Below are 17227 nucleotides of genomic sequence, written 5' to 3'. Positions count from 1 at the left end.
CCGGGGATACCGGGGTGCAGATCCGGCGCCATCTACAATTTTGTAAACCGCGGCTCCAGTTGAGGCGCCAGCCCCGGCAGTTTTACTTTGTACCGGTAATAGCCGCCAAAGAAATCTTCTTCTTTCAGTAGCTCATGCCCGGTTTTACTGATCCAGAAGGTTTGTGTGTAGTGCCCCCGGGGCGACTCCCCTTCGGTGAACAATTTCCAGCAGTCTACCGCCCCTTGGTTTAACGTTTGCAGCATTTCACTCCCCGTTACTTTATATATTACATAGGCCGGCGGTTCAAGTCCGGCGTCATAAAACCGGATCACAAAGGTTTTACCGGCCTTTAAAGGCAACATTTCGAAGGTTTCGATATCTAAATTCCAGTTATAATTAGGCCTGTTAAAAACCAGCTTAAAATCCGCTGCTTCATTATTCACGGTGGCAGTGTCGCCGCTGATCCCATCAGCAGCCCAGCGATAAGCTTTCTGTTTCCCGCCTCTTGTTTCAGCGTGGTACAACGGCGAGAAATCGGCCACGCTGTTATAGGAGAGGCTTGTAAGATAACGGGTGGTATCATTGCCGTACCAGTGCTGGGTGATACGGAACACGGGCTCATTATCGCGGCTGGTTCTCTGTGTTTCCCTTACCCACAGGCTCAGATCAAGCCAGTTGCTGCGGGAAGGCAGCTGGAAATATACAAGGTATTGCTTTACGCCGGGTTTCAGGAAAGCGGTATTCAGCCGGAGATGTTGCTGATCAATAGTGTCAGTTTGCGCAAAACCGGGCAGCATGGCTATTAACAGTACAACAAGGCTCAGGTAACGTTTGGGTTGCATATTGATAAGGGGATTTAAGATGATCGGATCAGTAAAGGTTTCCTGTTTCCGGTTATCCTGAAAATGATTTCAACCGTATCCGTTATCTTTTTAGTAATCCGCCTGTTTGTGTTTTTGAAGATGGAACCGGGCATCCGTTGAAACTACCGGCCAGCCGGTTGAGTCCTTGCCGGCATTTATTGAATAATACGACGGCCCCTGCAAAGGAGTGTAAAACCTTCGTAAATTAGAGCCATGCAATTGATCAGCCGTATGCCGGCAGCCACGAAAGCACAATGGGTACTTTGGGTGGTTGTTTTTTTAATGATGTTTTTTACCATGCTGCCGGAAGATAGTTTCTGGCAGGCTGCTGTTTTTTCATTGTTCAACGCCCTCTTTTACGCCGTAGTTATTTACGGTAATATCAGCTGGCTGTACCCGCGGTTTTACCTGAAAGGACGTATATGGATATACGTTATTACGGTGCCGTTGTTCCTCCTGGCAGCAGGACTGGCCCGGGGCTTCCTGCTCACCTGGATCTACAACACCTGGTTCGCCCCCCGCCCCGAACCCATTACCACCGGCATAATGCTCCGCTATCTCAGCGGCATTCCCCTGCTGTTTTTACTGAGCTTTATCATGAGAATGGCGATCGTTTACTTTGAGTTGAAGGCGCAGGCAGCCGCACTGGTATTACAGAATACAAAAACGGAGCTCAATCTTCTTAAATCACAGGTACAGCCGCATTTCCTCTTTAATACGCTGAACAACATTTATTATGAAGCCTACCTGGAAGCGCCGCGTACCGCGGTCCTGATTGAAAGGCTGTCGGATATTATGCGGTACTTTGTAGATGAAAGTCCGAAAGACCAGGTAGACATCTCCACGGAAATAAAATTCCTGGAAAATTATATTGCCCTGGAGCGCATCCGGATCAGGCACGGCATTGACCTGCAATTTACCAGCGAAGTACCCGGCGGATGCAGTATTCCGCCGATGCTGCTCATGACTTTTGTAGAAAATATTTTCAAACACGGGATCGATAAAACCAGCATGCAGAACCATATTGACATTTCGCTGGTGAAACAGGAAAACACGCTGCTTTTCACAACGCGGAACAGTTTACCGGAGCAACAGGTACACAATCATCCCGGCGGATCGGGAATCGACAACCTCCGGAAACGCCTTACCCTGCTGTATGGCGCCAGCTTCACCCTGCAAACCGGCAGGTCCGGCAATTATTTCACCGCTTTCTTATCCGTACCGTTATGAGCCTGAAATGCATGATCGTTGATGATGAACCCAATGCTGTAAACCTGCTGGAACTGCATATTCAGCAAACCACCGACTGGCGCCTGCTCGCAAAATGCTACGACGCACTGGAGGCGTTAAACTTCCTGAAAAGTAATAAAGCCGACCTGGTTTTCCTGGACATTAATATGCCCCGGCTCGATGGCATGGAACTGGCGGCCCTGCTGCCACCGGAAACAAAAATTGTGTTCACCACCGCTTATACGGAATATGCCGCCGCCAGTTATAATTTCCAGACAATCGACTACCTGCTCAAACCCATTACACTCAAACGTTTCCTGGCAGCGCGGCAGAAAATAGAAACAACGTTTATGCATTCCCGTATCCGGGAAGCCGCCGTTCCGGATGCATCTCCCGGTTATTATTTTATAAAAACCGGTAAAACCCTGCAACAGGTGAAACTCTCTGAACTGCTATACTTTGAAGGAGAGAAAGAATATGTGCGGGTGGTAACTACCCGGGAAGAAATACTGGTTTACAAACGCCTGAAAGATATTGCAGAACAGCTATCGCCTCCTTTCATAAGAGTGCACAACTCCTATATTGTAAATACCTCCCATATTGAGAAGATACAGGACAATCACCTGTTCATTGCCGGTAAACGGATCCCATTGAGTGAAAAGTTCAGACCTGCGTTTATGGAGCTGATCCGGCAGCGCTTTTTATAACGCCGGTTACGGCGTTTTCGCCACTACGGACAACAACAGTGCCGCTACTTTTGCTTCCATGCCTTCCGATCTGTCCCCTGCCCCATCGGCCTTCACCGCATTGGCCGCGGCCCACCGCATCAGTGCATCATCATGCTGAGCGGCTGCCAGCTGTGCAATCCGGTAGTAGGTATAGGCCAGCAGGTCGGGCGCACGCGATACACATTGCAAGGCGCGCTGATAATACGCCAGCGCTGCTGAGTCTTTATGCTGCATGGCGGCAATACGGCCCATCTGGTACAACAGCGTATATTCTACCCCGTAGTGATCGTCGGGGAAGCCTTCTTTCAGGTACAACTGTGCCAGTTGCATTGCTTCGTCGTTCTTTTGCTCCCTGCGGAGGTTCAGCACCCGCACTACTTTAGCCTGGGCCAGCGCTTCCGGTGTGAGCGCCTCGTCCCAGTGAAGCACTTTAAAATAAGGATCTACCTGCACCTTTGTTACAGTTCCATTTACCGGCAGCTGCAAGCGGTTGTTGCGGTTACGGATAGTGATATGTTGCAACGTTGTGGCCCCGTTGCTACAGGTGATCAGCACATCCAGCGGAAGCTGGTATATACTGTCTTTTTGGGTAATGCTGAGCTGCAGTTTATCCTGTTGCTGCTGCCAGTTACTTTCCCAGGAAGGAGCCCCGGTACGTTCAAACCATTGCCGGTAAAACCACTGCAAACTGCCGCCATGCGCTTTTTCCACTTCCTCCTGGAAATCCTCCCAGGTAACGCCGTTGGCACTGTATTTATCGCCAATGGTTCGCAGCGCTTTATGGAAAACCTGCTTGCCCACAATACCGGACAACAGCTCCAGGGCAAGAAAACCTTTGCTGTCGCCAATAGTATGCCCATTGTTGCCGGTAAGTGCAATTAACGGTTCGTCATTACCTGCGGCTGCATTTTTGAGATAACCCAGTCCGCACTGGTCGCTGATATAACCGGGATACCCCGTTCTCCGGTACGCCATGGCATGGGCACTATCGAAATGACCCACTACCTGTAAAGAACCGTATTGTGCCAGTCCTTCCGAAAGCATAGACTCCCCCCTGGTTCCGGCGGCCAATACTTTATTACCCCACCACTGGTGACCTATTTCATGACCAAAGAGCGCATAGTTAAACTGGCGCAACGCCCCGGTGGGCATAGCTACGCCGCCTAAAATACTGGCGCCGCCGATACCGGTGATCTCCGCCACGTAGTCAGGATATTCGATGATGGAAAAGTTGGGAATGTTCAGCGGCCCGAATTGGGAAGACAGGTAATCCAGCACGGCAGCGGACTTCCGGCTCAGGTCATTCCCATCTACTCCTTTACTGAGGCTGTAGGTATAAAAAGACCTTTGTCCTTTGTATTCCTGCCGTGTGTACCGGCCGATGTAAAGTGAAAAGATATCGGGCTGCGTATAATGAAAAGTATAGGTATTGCCGTTAGTAGTAACGGTACTGGAAGCCATTACCGGCATCAGTCCTGCAGGTGTGATAACTGTAACAGTGCCGGTGCCGCGGGTATGATTACCTGCGCCGTCGGTCACCTGCGGATACCATGCAGCGCCGTAGCCGCCTGCCATGCAAAAGGTACTGTCGAGGTAAAACTGGAAGGCAGGCGCACCGCCCCGCTCATAGGCGCAGGTAAAATGTAAAGGGGTCCCTGCCGGCAGCGGAGAGCGGAAATGCCAGCGGTAAATGATATCGCCGGTAGATTTATGGAGGGTATCCATTACAGCAGCCATATCCTGCAACCGGAGTGCTACCGGGCCTGCGCCTTTGCTGATCACAATGTCTACAGAGTCGGCCGCAGTCACTTCCGTATCAAAAGTAAACCCTCCCTGTACAAAAAATGATTGCTTTGCCGGATCGGTGGTTACCTGCAGCCGGTAATCCAGTCTTCGCTGGGCGGGTAACAAGGCGGGCACTAACAAATATAGAAGAACAATCAAACGGCGCATACTTTTTTATACAAAGAAACAGCCGGGAACACCAAAAAAATGGTACCGGATTAACTTTTTAGCAACGCCCTGAACTTATGCGGAGTAGCTTTATAAAATAGCCGGAAACACTTTACCAGGTGGGAAGCATCTGAAAAGCCGGTGGAAAAAGCAATATCGGTTACCGGCAAAGAGGTGGTGAACAGCAGCGTCATGGCTTTTCTTACCCGCATCTTCAACTGGTATTCACCCGGTGTAATGCCTTCCCTTTCCTTAAAGGCACGGGCCAGGTAAATGGGATGTACAAATACCCGCGCCGCCAGCGACCGGATGGTATGATGAGTATCAAATTCGTTTTCCAGGATGGCCTTTACTTTGGGCAGCCAGGGCAAACGCTCCGGCAGTTTCTCCTCCGCATATTCCAACAGCCAGCTGATCATATGTTCTTCCGGGAGCGCGCTTTTGGGATCCTGCAAAAATGCGTATAACAAGCGATACAGGTAATCGAATGTACCCGTTTTATAGATCGCTGCCGCCCCTGGCAGTAGATGATCCAGCTCCAGCTCCTGTAAGCCGTTAGACTTAAATTCTATATTCAGGCACCTGCCGCCGGATGACCGGAAATGATTGGCATGGCTGTATCCCGCAGGGCGAAAAAGCACTTCACCGGGAATAACAACACGGTCTGTTTTCCGGCTCACTTCTTCATAACTGCCATTGATCAGCAAACTCAGGTAAGCATTTTGGTGATAATGCACGCCGATCTGCACATCCGGCTGATATGCCGTAATGTTCAGCAGGAAAGCGGCATTCTCACCTACCTGCTGTTCTTTCCCAAAATAATTGCCGGGCGACAGGACGATACTCATAAAATCAGCCGGTTAATGTATAGTGTACCGGTTATTAAAGATACGCTAACCGTTTCGTTTTCTTACTCATCCATACCCCCGAAGAAAAAGGAAATAATGTATGGAGATCAAAGCGGGTGGCAACTACTTCAGGAACCTGATGCGGGATGATGAGGTTTATTTTCATATGCGGTTATTTATCTATTTCTTTTTTATTCCTTTAGGAATATATATCATCCGCTTTGTATTCATCCGCACTTTCACTAACAGTATAGAAGTTGATAACGGCTTACTGACTATTCACTACACGAAACTTTTCAGGAGCAGAAAAAAAAGCTTCCCGGTATCCGGGACCCGGCTAGAGCTCCGCAACTACCATGATGATGTACGTCTTCCACCTTACTATCAGCTGTCAGTGATAAAGTTATTGAACTTTACTTAAACGACCAGTAGCTTCAAACATGCGCATCATGCAGTTATGGAGTCGGCAGCCGCCGGCAGCTTCTTTTCAACACCAAAAACTGTCCAAACGTCAAAAATCTTTCCTTAAACACCGCCGGGAAGATAGGTTTGCATAAAACATTATCTATGCAACCAATATCATCTTCCCGGCAGGCATACTTAGACTGGCTCCGCATTATTGCCATCCTTGGCGTGCTGTTCTTCCATTCCGCCATGCCCTATATACCCGAATGGGGATGGCATATAAAAAATAAAGCCACCAGTAATGCCCTGCTGGAAATGAACGACTTTCTCCACCGCTTCCGTATGCCCCTGCTGTTCTTTATTTCCGGCACAGTAAGCTATTTTATGCTGCAACGGAATACAGGCGGCGGGTTTATTGGTTTGCGCTTCAGGCGGTTGTTTGTTCCCCTGCTGGTGGGCATACTTGTTATTGTTCCCCCGCAGGTGTACATGGAACGTCTTACCCAGGGTTTTAAAGGCAACTACGCGGACTTTTACACCCATATGTTTACCACCGGCGTATACCCCCACGGCAATATGAGCTGGCATCACCTGTGGTTTATTGCTTACCTGCTGGTATACGACATCCTTTTTGCACCGCTCTTTGTATGGCTGATCTCCGGTAACGGGAAAAAGCTGCTCCAAAAATTAAACTGGATCGGCAACAGGCAATACATTTACCTGCTCATCATTCCCGGTACCCTGGTATACACTTTTGCGCTGGTGTGGTTCCCGCAAACAGGCGACCTGGTACACGACTACGGCTATTTTTTCTACTGGTTGTTTTATGTGCTGGCAGGATTTATCTGTATTGCCAACCCACTGTTTATGGACAGCCTGGAACGGAACCGCCGGCTTTCGCTCACTATCGCATTCACCGGGCTGCTCATCATCAACTACGTGCGCTGGAATAAACTGGAGCCCTGGAACTTCAATGAAAATTTCAGGTACATGCCTTTTACTTACCTGTTTATGGCGCTGGGCGGCATTACTGCGTGGATGTGGGTACTGGCCATTGTAGGTTATGCCAAAAAATACCTGAACAAACCCCGTCCCATACTGGCATATGCCAACCAGGCGGTATATCCGTTCTATATCCTGCATCAAACGGTAATTGTGATCCTTACCTACTATCTTGTGGGAGTGCCGGATGGCGTAGGACTGAAATATGCGTTTACCGTGATCGTTACTTTTTTAATCAGTATATTCATCTTCCATTTGTTTATCAGGCCCTTTGCCATCATGCGTTTCCTGTTTGGTATGAAACCGGCGGCAAAGGAAGAAAAAAGCCACCCTGCGAGAGAAGAAAAACTAATACCGGCACAGCCGGGAATAGCCTAACGAATCAGCTATTATGAAAATATTCTGGAAATATTTCTTTCCCCCGTTATATGGACTGCTGGTATACTTTACCATCCGCCTGCTAACGGACAGTGTTTCAGGAATGAAATTCTGGTACCGGCCACTGTTCCTGAACGCCATCGAAATTACTACCTCCATACTGATGGGCTACCTGCTGATCGGAGCCTTTAACCGGCTGATCCGGTATTTCGATAAAAAAATTGAGTCTGGCTTCTCCTATAAGATCATCCTGAAAGAACTGCTGTATGTTTTCATCATCAACCAGGTGGTACAAAATATTGTGCTCACACCGATGGCTGCTTTCACCGACGACGGGCTTCAATCGTTCGACATCATCGATATCAACATAATCCCCCTGTTGTATTGCTTAATATATTATGGCGTGCGAAGAAGCAATGCCTTTTTACAGGCATATATCAACAACCGCCTGCAGCTGGAAAAAATAACCAACGACCAGCTGCAAACGGAGCTTAAATTCCTGCGGGCGCAATACCATCCGCACTTTTTGTTTAATGCGCTAAACACCATATATTTCCAGATGGATATAGACGTGCAGGCAGCAAAAAAAACAGTAGAACGTTTTTCAGAACTGCTGCGCTACCAGTTGTACGATCAGCAGCAAATGGTGAGCGTTATCAATGAAATACAATACCTGCAGAACTTTATTGCCCTGCAAAAGATCAGGTCGTCGAGACGCCTGCAACTGGAAGTTATTTTTGACGAAGCCCTGCATAACGAACAGGTGTACCCACTGCTGTTCCTGCCGCTGGTGGAAAATGCCTTTAAATATGTAGGGGGTGATTTCCATATTCATATCTACCTGAAAAAACACGGGGACGAAATATCCTTTTACGTTGAAAATTCAATCCCGGATAAGATCAGCTTCGAGGCAAAAGGAGGAATAGGATTAGATAACCTGAAAAGAAGACTGGAACTGCTGTATCCCGGCAAACACTCATTTACTGCCCAGGTAAAGGAAAACAGTTTCCTGGCGGAATTAAAACTGGCTACCAGATAATGGATCAATTAAAGATACGCTGTATTATTACCGACGATGAACCGCTGGCCGGGGAAGGCTTACAGCGCTATGCCGAAAAAACGCCCTTCCTTGATGTAACTGCTGTTTGTGAAGATGCCATACAGCTCAATACCCTGCTGAAACAACAACCGGTAGACCTTTTGTTCCTCGACATTGAAATGCCTTACATTACCGGTATTGAGTTCCTGAAAAGCTATCCCAATCCGCCCAAGGTGATCTTCACCACTGCCTACGAACAATACGCCATACAAGGCTTTGAGCTGGATGTACTGGATTATCTTATAAAACCCATTTCATTCGATCGCTTTCTTAAAGCCGCCAACAAGGCATTCGACTATTTTTCCACGCAGCAGGCCAGTAAGGAACAACCTTATTGTTTTATTAAAACAGATAACAAACTGGAGAAAGTAATATTCAACGATATCCTGTTTGCAGAAGCCCTGGGTAATTATGTAGCTATTTATACGGGAGATAAAAAACTGATCACCCATGCTACGCTGAAATCAGTACAGGAAAGCTTACCAGCCAGGCAATTCCTGCAACCACATAAATCCTATCTCGTTAATATCAATCATATCAGCGCTATTGAAGGCAATGTATTGCACATGGGTAAACATGAAGTACCTATCAGTAAATACCAGAAAGAAGAACTGCTGGAGAAGATAGTCAATAACCGGTTGCTGAAGAATAAGTGATCCAAAGGTTGACCGCAATTATTTGTAACTTGGGACTATAAGTAAACCGCGCATATGAAAATTGCCATCCTCGACGATTACCAGGATATTATCAGGAGCCTGGACTGCTTTAAACTATTAGCCGGACAAGATGTTTTAGTATTGCACCATACAGAGAAGGATCCTGCCAAGCTGGCCGCGCTGCTGACTGATGTAGAAGTGATAGTGCTCACCAGGGAAAGGACCCGGATAAATGAAGCACTGCTTTCCCAACTGCCACAGCTGAAGCTGATCAGTCAAACCGGGAAAGTATCCTCCCACCTGGACCTTGCAGCCTGCACCAGGCATAACGTTGCCGTAGCCGAAGGCATTGGCTCTCCCATAGCGCCGGCAGAACTCACCTGGATACTGATCATGAACACGCTCCGGCAAATTCCGCAGGCCATTGAAGGCATGAAAAACGGGCAATGGCAGATCAATATCGGCAGCGCCGTTCACGGGAAAACGATCGGCATCTGGGGCTATGGGAAAATCGGCAAAATGGTAGCCGGCTATGCCAAAGCATTTGGCGCTGATGTACTGGTATGGGGCAGCGAAACCTCCGGGGAAAACGCTGTAAAGGATGGCTTCCGTAAAGCCGCTATCAAAGAAGATTTCTTCCGGGAAGCAGATGTGGTGTCCCTGCATCTGCGTTTAAATGAAGCTACTACCGGCATTGTAAAAGCGGCCGACCTGGCTTTAATGAAACCCTCCTCGGTACTTATTAATACCTCCCGGGCCGAACTCATTGAAAAAGGCGCATTGCTGCAAAGCCTGCGGAATGGCCGCCCGGGGTTTGCCGGTCTTGATGTATATGAAGAAGAACCCGTGTACAATACAGAGACAGACTACCTGAATATGCGTAACGTGATTTGTACACCACATCTGGGGTATGTGGAGAAAAACAGCTATGAGCTTTATTTCGGAAAAGCATTTGAGCATGTTACCGGTTTTATCGAAGGAAAACCATCCGGCATTGTGAATGGATAATATAATATCAAAATCGGGTAATACTGCATGTTGTAGCTATCAAAAGATAGGTTAACTTGGTTTTGTCGTTATTATGAGCAATCAGAATCAGGATTATACATCTTTTTGGCCAACAGGAGATCTTTCATTATTTAAACAAATGATGAAAGAGTTCACCCCTTCCCTGACGTATTTTGCCGGCAGTATTGCAGGTAATGAAGCCGAAGCGGAGGAGATCGTGGCAGATGTATTTATCAAAATATGGCAGCAACGGCAGCAAACAACGGCCCCAAATGATGTTCGCTATTATCTTTTCAAAGCCGTAAAGAACACGGCGCTTAATTATTTAAAACGCAACGGCCGGCGCCTTACACATCATAATGAATGGCAGATCCAGGTAAGCAAAGTGGCGCCTCAGAACCCGCAGGACCTGATGATCAGCAAAGAACGGCTCCACGAAATAAACGCCGCCATCCGTTCCTTACCACCCCGCTGCCGCCAGGTATTTATCCTTGTAAAGGAAGAGGGCCTCACTTATGAACAGGTAGCCACCCTGCTTGACCTTTCCAAAGCCACCGTGAATGTACAGATGACCCTCGCCCTGAAAAAAATATGGACTGCACTGGGCACTTCCCTCCAATACTCCTACTCCTGATTTTTTTTTCTGCACACTTAATTGTTTTCCATTTCTGCGTTGTCTTAATAGGGAATCAACTGAAATCATACTTTCTGTAAATGACCAATCGATTATGGGAATTACTGGCGCTGCAATGGAGCGGCGAGATTTCCACGGAAGAAAAAGCCGAACTGGAAGAACTTTTACTGCAGCATCCCGGCGACTGGCTCCGGACGGGGCAGCTGGATCAGTTGTCTTTTAACAAAACACCTCCTCCCCGCGGAGAGGAAGGCACAGATGCACTGATGGATAAAGTACTGGGGACTATCTCTGCCGGAGAAAGCCCCCGGAAAAAGTTCCTGCATGCATATAAATACCAGGTAGCTATTGCCGCCGTAATGATAGCAATTACCGCAGCGCTTACATTCATTTACCTGTCGCAGCAACAGCACCGGTATAAAATAGTGTCCACCGACGCCGGCATGAAAACAAAGATCCGGCTACCAGATGGCAGTATCATATGGCTGAACGCCGGGAGCACCTTAAAATACCCGGAGAAGCTGGATAAAGCCCGGCGGGAGGTTTACCTGAGCGGGGAAGCTTACTTCAACATAAAACAGGCGCCCAACCGGCCTTTTATTATCCATGCACAAAAAATGGATATCCGGGTACTGGGGACCTCGTTTAATGTGCGGTCTTACAAAGATGAAGACTTTGAAGAAACGTCGGTGATTTCAGGAGCGGTGGAAGTAACAGTGCCGGGCGAGCATAAAGCGATGAAAGTGACGCCCAACCAGAAGGTGGTACTTCACAAAACATCCGGCAGGCATCTCAAAGAAAATAACATACCCGGTAACAAGGAAGAAATAAAAATTGAACGCCAGCCATTGTCGGCCATTTCACCGGCAGATACCGTTCATGTGCTGGAAACAGCGTGGATGAGCAACCAGCTGATATTCCGCAACGAAACCTTGCTTTCACTTTCACAAAGACTCGAACGCTGGTACGGCGTAAAAATAATTATAGAGGATCAACAGCTCGCTATGTTGAGATTTTCCGGGCGTGCAGATAATATTTCCATTGAAAAACTACTGGAAGTACTCCAGAACATTCAACCATTCAATTATTCCATGCAGGATGATATAGTGACAATTAAGTAAATCAAAAGTTATGAAGAACAAGTTTATTATCGGGGAGCATCCTCCCTAACGGATCTGCTATGCCGGAATCTTCCGCTATGGACCTCCACAACACTCCTATTTACTGATTTTATAAGCCCCTTCCAGGTTATGAAAAAAGCAATAAAACAAACCACGTTTATCTTACTTAATAACGGACGAAAATTATTTCTAATGTTCAAATTCACCGGTGTATTGTTCCTGCTGTTTTTCCAGGCATCTGCAGCAGGATTTTCGCAAAACACGATATCCGTTTCCTTCGTCAACGCAGATATTGAAAAAGTATTCCGTTCCCTTGAGAAAAAAACGGGCTATACTTTTTATTACAGCAATAATGAAACAGAGAAAACGCCCAGGATCAGCCTCACAATGGAGAAAGCCGATGTAAAGGCGGTGCTGGACGAAGTAGCGCACAAATCCGGGCTGCATTACACCATCCTCGATAACAGCATGGTGGTATTTAAAAATGCCGGGGAACGGATCCAGACAAAAAAGGTGTCAGGCAAGGTGGTTGACGAAAAAGGCCACCCGATGCCCAATATTACCGTACAGGTAAAAGGCACTACCACAGGCACCCTAACTACAGCAGAAGGATTATTCACCCTGCAGGTACCGGAAAATGCCACCCTGGTTATTTCTGCCATCGGGTATCTGCGCCAGGAATTGCCCGTTGCCGGACAGTCGTCCTTCAACATAGTGCTGAAAGAAGATGTATCCGGTTTGAATGAAGTGGTGGTAGTTGGTTACGGCTCCCAGGAAAAACATAAGCTAACCAGCGCCGTGGCCACTATCTCCGGCGCAGAACTCAATAAACGGGTAGCTACCAACCCCGCTTCCCTCCTGCAGGGTCAGTTGCCGGGCTTACAGGTTACCCAGGGTTCCGGCGAACCAGGCAATGAAAACATACAATTACGCATCCGTGGTATCAGCACTTTCAGTGGTGCAGGCAATGATCCGCTGGTGATAATAGATGGTTTGCCCGGAAGTCTTACCGTTTTAAACCCAAACGACATAGAATCTATCTCCGTGCTGAAAGATGCCGCATCTGCAGCCATCTACGGCTCCCGCGGCGCCAACGGCGTAATTGTGGTGAAAACGAAAAAAGGAAAGGCGGGCTTCTCGCTCACCTACGGGTATAACCTCGGTATCTCGAAAGCAGCCAAACTGCCGGACATTATTTCAAACTCGGCCGAATACATGCAGCTGTCGAACGAAGCCAGGACCAATTCAGGCCTGGCGCCTCTTTATACCCAGCAGCAGATTGACCTTTACCAGAATGCCACCGACCGTGTTAAATATCCCAACCACAACTGGCTGGACGATATTTTCCAAACAGCTTATACGCAGAACCACTACCTGAATATGAGCGGCGGCAAGGATAACACCACTTACAGCCTGGGTTTGGGTATCAGTTCGCAACCCGGCGTATTGATTGGCTTCGATTATAAAAAATATACACTCGACCTGGGCCTTAGCTCCCGCGTTAATAAAAGAGTGACCATAGGTACCAATGTACAGATGCGCTATGCCGACAGGAAGTATCCTGAAAACGGCGCCGGCGACATGTTCCTTTCTGCCCTGGCCCAGTCGCCCCTCTACCCTGCTTCCAGCGATGGTAAATGGATTAAAAAGGGCTATTCCAACGAACTTGGTAATAAGAACCCGGTAGCTATTGTGGGAGAAGATGTACGGATCAGTACAAACGACTACTACGCACAGGGCAACCTCTCACTCGATGTGGACATCGTAGACGGGTTAAGATGGGAAAACCGCGCAGGTATGAACTATGGTAACTATAAATACAATGATTTCAGACCCGCAGTACCTACTTTCTATTTCAGCGATATGAGCCCCGCCGGCTTGCTTGATGTGGGCGCACCCGGGCTCAATGTTGGTAACTACGGTAATGTATACACTGTTTACTACAGCCAGTTTACCTATAAGAAGAAATTCGGGGAGCATAACCTGTCGGCCCTGGCTGGTTACCAACAGGAACAGAATAAAGCAGATACCCTGAATGCCAGCCGCACGCAATTTCCTACCAACTTCCTGAGAGAGCTCGATGCCGGCCCAACAGATGGCCAGACCAACAACGGTACTTCCGGCAAATGGGCCATCCGCTCCTTCTATGGCAATGCCAATTATGACTACAAAGACAAATACCTTTTTGGCGCCAGTGTGAGGTACGACGGTACTTCCAGGCTGCCGTCCGATACCCGCTGGGGCTTGTTCTATTCCTTCTCCGGTGCTTGGCGTGCCTCAGAAGCATCGTTCATGAAAAATGTTAAATGGATCAACGACCTGAAACTACGCGCCTCCTGGGGACAGTTGGGTAACCAGAACATTGGTACCTATCCTTACCAGTCTACGCTCAACAACAGGCCCTATGTTTTCGGTTCTTCCATAGCCACAGGCTTTACCGGCAGCCAGATCATAGACCCTACCCTTACCTGGGAAACAACACGGGTACTGGACTTTGGCCTTAACCTGACCGCTTTTGATAATCGTCTTACTTTTACCGGCGACTGGTTCAACAAATATACTTTTGATATTTTGCGGACCTCACAGGTGCCCTTGTGGCTGGGACTGTACCCGCCCATCATTAATAACGGCGCTGTGAGAAACAAAGGATTTGAATTTAATGTGCAGTACAACGACCGCATCGGGAAAGATTTTACCTGGTATGTAGGCGCCAATTTTCAACGTTACAAAAATGTGCTGGAAGAATTTGGTAAGCGGGAGATCAGCGGTACCACTATCCGTGAAGAAGGTCACCCGCTGGATGAATACTATCTTTATCAGTGGGATGGCATTTTCCAAAGTGCAGATGAAATTGCCAAATCACCCAAACAGCCCGTGGATGCCACTCCCGGCGATCTGAAAATAAAAGATGTAAATGGCGATGGTGTGATCGATGATAAAGACAGAACCTATACCAAGGGAAAATATCCTTCTTTCCAATATGCCTTTAACATAGGCGCTTCCTGGAAAAATTTTGATCTCAGTGCCCAGCTTTACGGCTCCCAGGGACAAAAAATATATGTAAACGGATGGGGTATAGAGCCATTCCGCCAGGGCTCTGTTCCTACCACCGACTGGAGGAATCGCTGGACACCGGAGCATCCCAGCACCACCATGCCAAAAATTTATGTTGCCGACGGATACGCCCCGGTGCAGAACTACGCTTCCACTTATTTCCTTAAGGATGCGTCCTTCCTGCGGCTCCGAAACGTACAGCTGGGTTACAACCTTCCGCCAGCCATGCTTTCCAGGATCAGCATAAAATCATTGCGGGTGTTCTTCAGTGCTGAAAACGTATTTACCATCAGCAAATTTCCCGGCCTCGATCCTGAACGTGTAGGCGATGGTAACTATGTTACCTACCCGCAAACCAAAACATACACATTTGGCGCCATGGTTCAGTTTTAATTTTCCCTGTTAAAAGATTCAGTTATGAAAAAGTATCAGCAATACCTCCTAATAATAACAGTTGCAGCCTTTACGCTGCTCAGCGGATGTAAAAAAGATTTGCTGGATGTAACACCACCGGATAAACTGGCATCCTCCTTCTTCTGGAAAACACCCGAAGATGCCGACAAAGCCCTCACCGGCCTGTATAATTACCTGTACAGCAGCAGCGGAGGATATGCTACCTCGCAGTTCACCGTTTTTGCCTGGGACAATTTCACAGACGATTCCTACGGTCAATATAATTATGGCGGAGGCCTTAATGCCCTTACTTCCGGCATCACCCCGCAATCCGGCGATTTCGTATATGCTTATTACGCAAACTGCTACCAGGCAATAGCAGCCGCCAACTCTTTTCTTGCCAATGTAGATAAAGTACTGAGTGGAGATAAGCTGACCCTGTATAAAGGAGAAGCATACTTCCTGCGGGCTTTTAATTACTTCTGGCTGGCACAGCTCTATGGCAATACCGTTATCATTACAGAAGATCCTTTCCAGGTAGACTACAAATCGACCCGCCCAAAATCCGACCGGGCCGATGTATTAAAACAGGTGCTGGCAGACCTGGACCTCGCCATTGCTGCATTACCCGATGCCACCTATACAGATGGCCATGCAGTAAAAGCCACTGCCCAGGGCTATAAAGTAAGAGTGCTGCTTTTCCAGAAAAAATATGCCGAAGCAGCCGCACTGGCAAAGGAAATCATGACCGCCAACAAGTTCAGCCTGTTTGCCAGCTACGCAGGCAACTTCTATAAACCTGACCAGGGTAACAGTAAAGAAATTATGTTCTCCGTGAAATACCAGCGCCCGAATATGCTCCACCAGGATGTGGCTATTTCCGTAAACCTCCAACGCTGGAAAGGAGAACAGGGAACACAGGACCTGATCAACGAATACGAAGCCTCAGATGGTAAAGACACTGCCTCTTCAGCCGTGTATGTAAAAGGTAAACCTTTTGAGAACCGGGATCCGCGCATGCGCCTCACCTTCTTCTTCCCCGGCGATACCAAAGCCCAGGGATGGCCCTTCACCGGCGCGCTGGCAATAGCCACTCCCGGCAAAGACAGCTGGACAGCCGGCTACTACGCCGTAAAAAAGTGGCTGGATCCCTCCCTGGTTGATCCGGACTACGGCACCATCGACGACAATGATTTTGTGCTGCTCCGCTACGCCGATATCCTGCTCATGTACGCCGAGGCACAGAATGAAGCCGTTGGTCCGGATGCTTCCGTTTATACCGCTATCAAACAAGTGAGGAACCGCAGCAATATGCCCGACCTCCCCGCCGGACTATCGCAAACCGATATGCGCACCCGTATCAGGCATGAAAGACGCGTGGAATTTGCCCTTGAAGGAATCCGCTATTTTGACCTGAGAAGATGGGGCATTGCCGTACAGAAGCTGGATGGGTTTGTACCTAATCCATTACAGCCTGCCGTGAAAACGAAATATAAAGCTAACTATGAGTTCTGGCCTATCCCTCAAACTGAGATTGATAGGAATGCACCGGAGCTGGTGCAGAATCCAGGGTATTGATTCAGAGGTGATAGCTTTTATAGGGTGCCGCAGGAGTTTGGTCTGCGGCACTTTTTTTTGTTGGCTTAAGCTGTATTGGAATTATAATGTTTAATAGAGAAAACGATATTGCTTGTCGCTACAGTATAAATGCTATATTCCATTAACACTGTTATTGTAATGAAAGGTATGTATGGGATAATTTTCTTCATGTTATTCTTACATTTATTATCAATTAATCATCATGATTTAATCATATCCAAGCGGGAACCAAACCCCGCGATACACCGGTGGCTTCATATTGGGAATTACCCAG

General features: G+C 47.8%; 14 protein-coding genes. 11 read left to right on the top strand and 3 right to left on the bottom strand.

Annotated features, from left to right (window positions below; genetic code table 11):
- Positions 1 to 32: 32 nt before the first annotated feature.
- Positions 33 to 824: a hypothetical protein gene (locus tag VN105_RS17425; RefSeq protein WP_325642808.1), complete on the bottom strand. Its 792-nt coding sequence runs from the start codon at positions 822 to 824 to the stop codon at positions 33 to 35.
- Between the two features lie 234 nt (positions 825 to 1058).
- Between VN105_RS17425 and VN105_RS17420 the strand changes: the two genes are divergently transcribed.
- On the top strand, positions 1059 to 2075 hold the full coding sequence (locus VN105_RS17420; protein ID WP_325642807.1) for a sensor histidine kinase: 1017 nt from the start codon (positions 1059 to 1061) through the stop codon (positions 2073 to 2075).
- The gene (locus VN105_RS17415) at positions 2072 to 2782 is read left to right on the top strand and encodes a LytTR family DNA-binding domain-containing protein (protein WP_325642806.1); all 711 of its coding nucleotides are present in this window, start codon (positions 2072 to 2074) and stop codon (positions 2780 to 2782) included. The genes VN105_RS17420 and VN105_RS17415 overlap by 4 nt, the downstream gene beginning before the upstream one ends.
- A gap of 6 nt (positions 2783 to 2788) precedes the next feature.
- Here the strand turns inward: VN105_RS17415 and VN105_RS17410 are convergent, their stop codons facing one another.
- Together VN105_RS17410 and VN105_RS17405 are read right to left on the bottom strand one after the other, a co-directional pair.
- Positions 2789 to 4747, bottom strand: a complete 1959-nt coding sequence (locus tag VN105_RS17410; RefSeq protein WP_325642805.1) for a M1 family aminopeptidase — start codon at positions 4745 to 4747, stop codon at positions 2789 to 2791.
- A gap of 59 nt (positions 4748 to 4806) precedes the next feature.
- Positions 4807 to 5604: a helix-turn-helix transcriptional regulator gene (locus tag VN105_RS17405; RefSeq protein ID WP_325642804.1), complete on the bottom strand. Its 798-nt coding sequence runs from the start codon at positions 5602 to 5604 to the stop codon at positions 4807 to 4809.
- A gap of 100 nt (positions 5605 to 5704) precedes the next feature.
- Here VN105_RS17405 and VN105_RS17400 point away from each other — a divergent pair, with 100 nt between their 5' ends.
- The 9 genes from VN105_RS17400 (at position 5705) to VN105_RS17360 (ending at position 16932) form a co-directional block, all read left to right on the top strand.
- A complete protein-coding gene (locus VN105_RS17400) occupies positions 5705 to 6025 on the top strand; it encodes a hypothetical protein (protein ID WP_325642803.1) in 321 nt (106 codons plus the stop codon).
- Between the two features lie 146 nt (positions 6026 to 6171).
- Positions 6172 to 7389 (top strand): acyltransferase family protein, encoded by a 1218-nt coding sequence (locus VN105_RS17395; protein WP_325642802.1) that lies wholly within the window; start codon positions 6172 to 6174, stop codon positions 7387 to 7389.
- 13 nt (positions 7390 to 7402) lie between these two features.
- The gene (locus tag VN105_RS17390; RefSeq protein WP_325642801.1) at positions 7403 to 8428 is read left to right on the top strand and encodes a sensor histidine kinase; all 1026 of its coding nucleotides are present in this window, start codon (positions 7403 to 7405) and stop codon (positions 8426 to 8428) included.
- Positions 8428 to 9144, top strand: coding sequence for a LytTR family DNA-binding domain-containing protein (locus tag VN105_RS17385; RefSeq protein WP_325642800.1), 717 nt, complete (start codon positions 8428 to 8430; stop codon positions 9142 to 9144). The genes VN105_RS17390 and VN105_RS17385 overlap by 1 nt, the downstream gene beginning before the upstream one ends.
- A gap of 54 nt (positions 9145 to 9198) precedes the next feature.
- A complete protein-coding gene (locus VN105_RS17380) occupies positions 9199 to 10152 on the top strand; it encodes a D-2-hydroxyacid dehydrogenase family protein (RefSeq protein WP_325642799.1) in 954 nt (317 codons plus the stop codon).
- Between the two features lie 139 nt (positions 10153 to 10291).
- A complete protein-coding gene (locus VN105_RS17375) occupies positions 10292 to 10786 on the top strand; it encodes an RNA polymerase sigma-70 factor (protein ID WP_325642798.1) in 495 nt (164 codons plus the stop codon).
- A gap of 80 nt (positions 10787 to 10866) precedes the next feature.
- On the top strand, positions 10867 to 11907 hold the full coding sequence (locus VN105_RS17370; RefSeq protein WP_325642797.1) for a FecR family protein: 1041 nt from the start codon (positions 10867 to 10869) through the stop codon (positions 11905 to 11907).
- Positions 11908 to 12099: 192 nt separating this feature from the next.
- Complete coding sequence (locus VN105_RS17365; RefSeq protein WP_325642796.1) at positions 12100 to 15354, top strand: TonB-dependent receptor; 3255 nt, start codon at positions 12100 to 12102, stop codon at positions 15352 to 15354.
- A gap of 24 nt (positions 15355 to 15378) precedes the next feature.
- Positions 15379 to 16932 (top strand): RagB/SusD family nutrient uptake outer membrane protein, encoded by a 1554-nt coding sequence (locus tag VN105_RS17360; protein ID WP_325642795.1) that lies wholly within the window; start codon positions 15379 to 15381, stop codon positions 16930 to 16932.
- Positions 16933 to 17227 lie beyond the last annotated feature (295 nt).

The sequence above is a fragment of the Chitinophaga sp. genome, assembly GCF_035564935.1.
In the GTDB taxonomy this organism is placed as follows: Bacteria; Bacteroidota; Bacteroidia; order Chitinophagales; family Chitinophagaceae; genus Chitinophaga.
This window is presented reverse-complemented; position numbering and strand designations above follow the sequence as displayed.

What these genes read in the sequence shown, in the direction of transcription:
- VN105_RS17425 (WP_325642808.1), bottom strand. Translation starts at nt 824, where the DNA reads ATGCAACCCAAACGTTACCTGAGCCTTGTTGTACTGTTAATAGCCATG.
- VN105_RS17420 (WP_325642807.1), top strand. Translation starts at nt 1,059, where the DNA reads ATGCAATTGATCAGCCGTATGCCGGCAGCCACGAAAGCACAATGGGTA.
- VN105_RS17415 (WP_325642806.1), top strand. Translation starts at nt 2,072, where the DNA reads ATGAGCCTGAAATGCATGATCGTTGATGATGAACCCAATGCTGTAAAC.
- VN105_RS17405 (WP_325642804.1), bottom strand. Translation starts at nt 5,604, where the DNA reads ATGAGTATCGTCCTGTCGCCCGGCAATTATTTTGGGAAAGAACAGCAG.
- VN105_RS17400 (WP_325642803.1), top strand. Translation starts at nt 5,705, where the DNA reads ATGGAGATCAAAGCGGGTGGCAACTACTTCAGGAACCTGATGCGGGAT.
- VN105_RS17395 (WP_325642802.1), top strand. Translation starts at nt 6,172, where the DNA reads ATGCAACCAATATCATCTTCCCGGCAGGCATACTTAGACTGGCTCCGC.
- VN105_RS17390 (WP_325642801.1), top strand. Translation starts at nt 7,403, where the DNA reads ATGAAAATATTCTGGAAATATTTCTTTCCCCCGTTATATGGACTGCTG.
- VN105_RS17385 (WP_325642800.1), top strand. Translation starts at nt 8,428, where the DNA reads ATGGATCAATTAAAGATACGCTGTATTATTACCGACGATGAACCGCTG.
- VN105_RS17380 (WP_325642799.1), top strand. Translation starts at nt 9,199, where the DNA reads ATGAAAATTGCCATCCTCGACGATTACCAGGATATTATCAGGAGCCTG.
- VN105_RS17375 (WP_325642798.1), top strand. Translation starts at nt 10,292, where the DNA reads ATGATGAAAGAGTTCACCCCTTCCCTGACGTATTTTGCCGGCAGTATT.
- VN105_RS17370 (WP_325642797.1), top strand. Translation starts at nt 10,867, where the DNA reads ATGACCAATCGATTATGGGAATTACTGGCGCTGCAATGGAGCGGCGAG.
- VN105_RS17365 (WP_325642796.1), top strand. Translation starts at nt 12,100, where the DNA reads ATGTTCAAATTCACCGGTGTATTGTTCCTGCTGTTTTTCCAGGCATCT.
- VN105_RS17360 (WP_325642795.1), top strand. Translation starts at nt 15,379, where the DNA reads ATGAAAAAGTATCAGCAATACCTCCTAATAATAACAGTTGCAGCCTTT.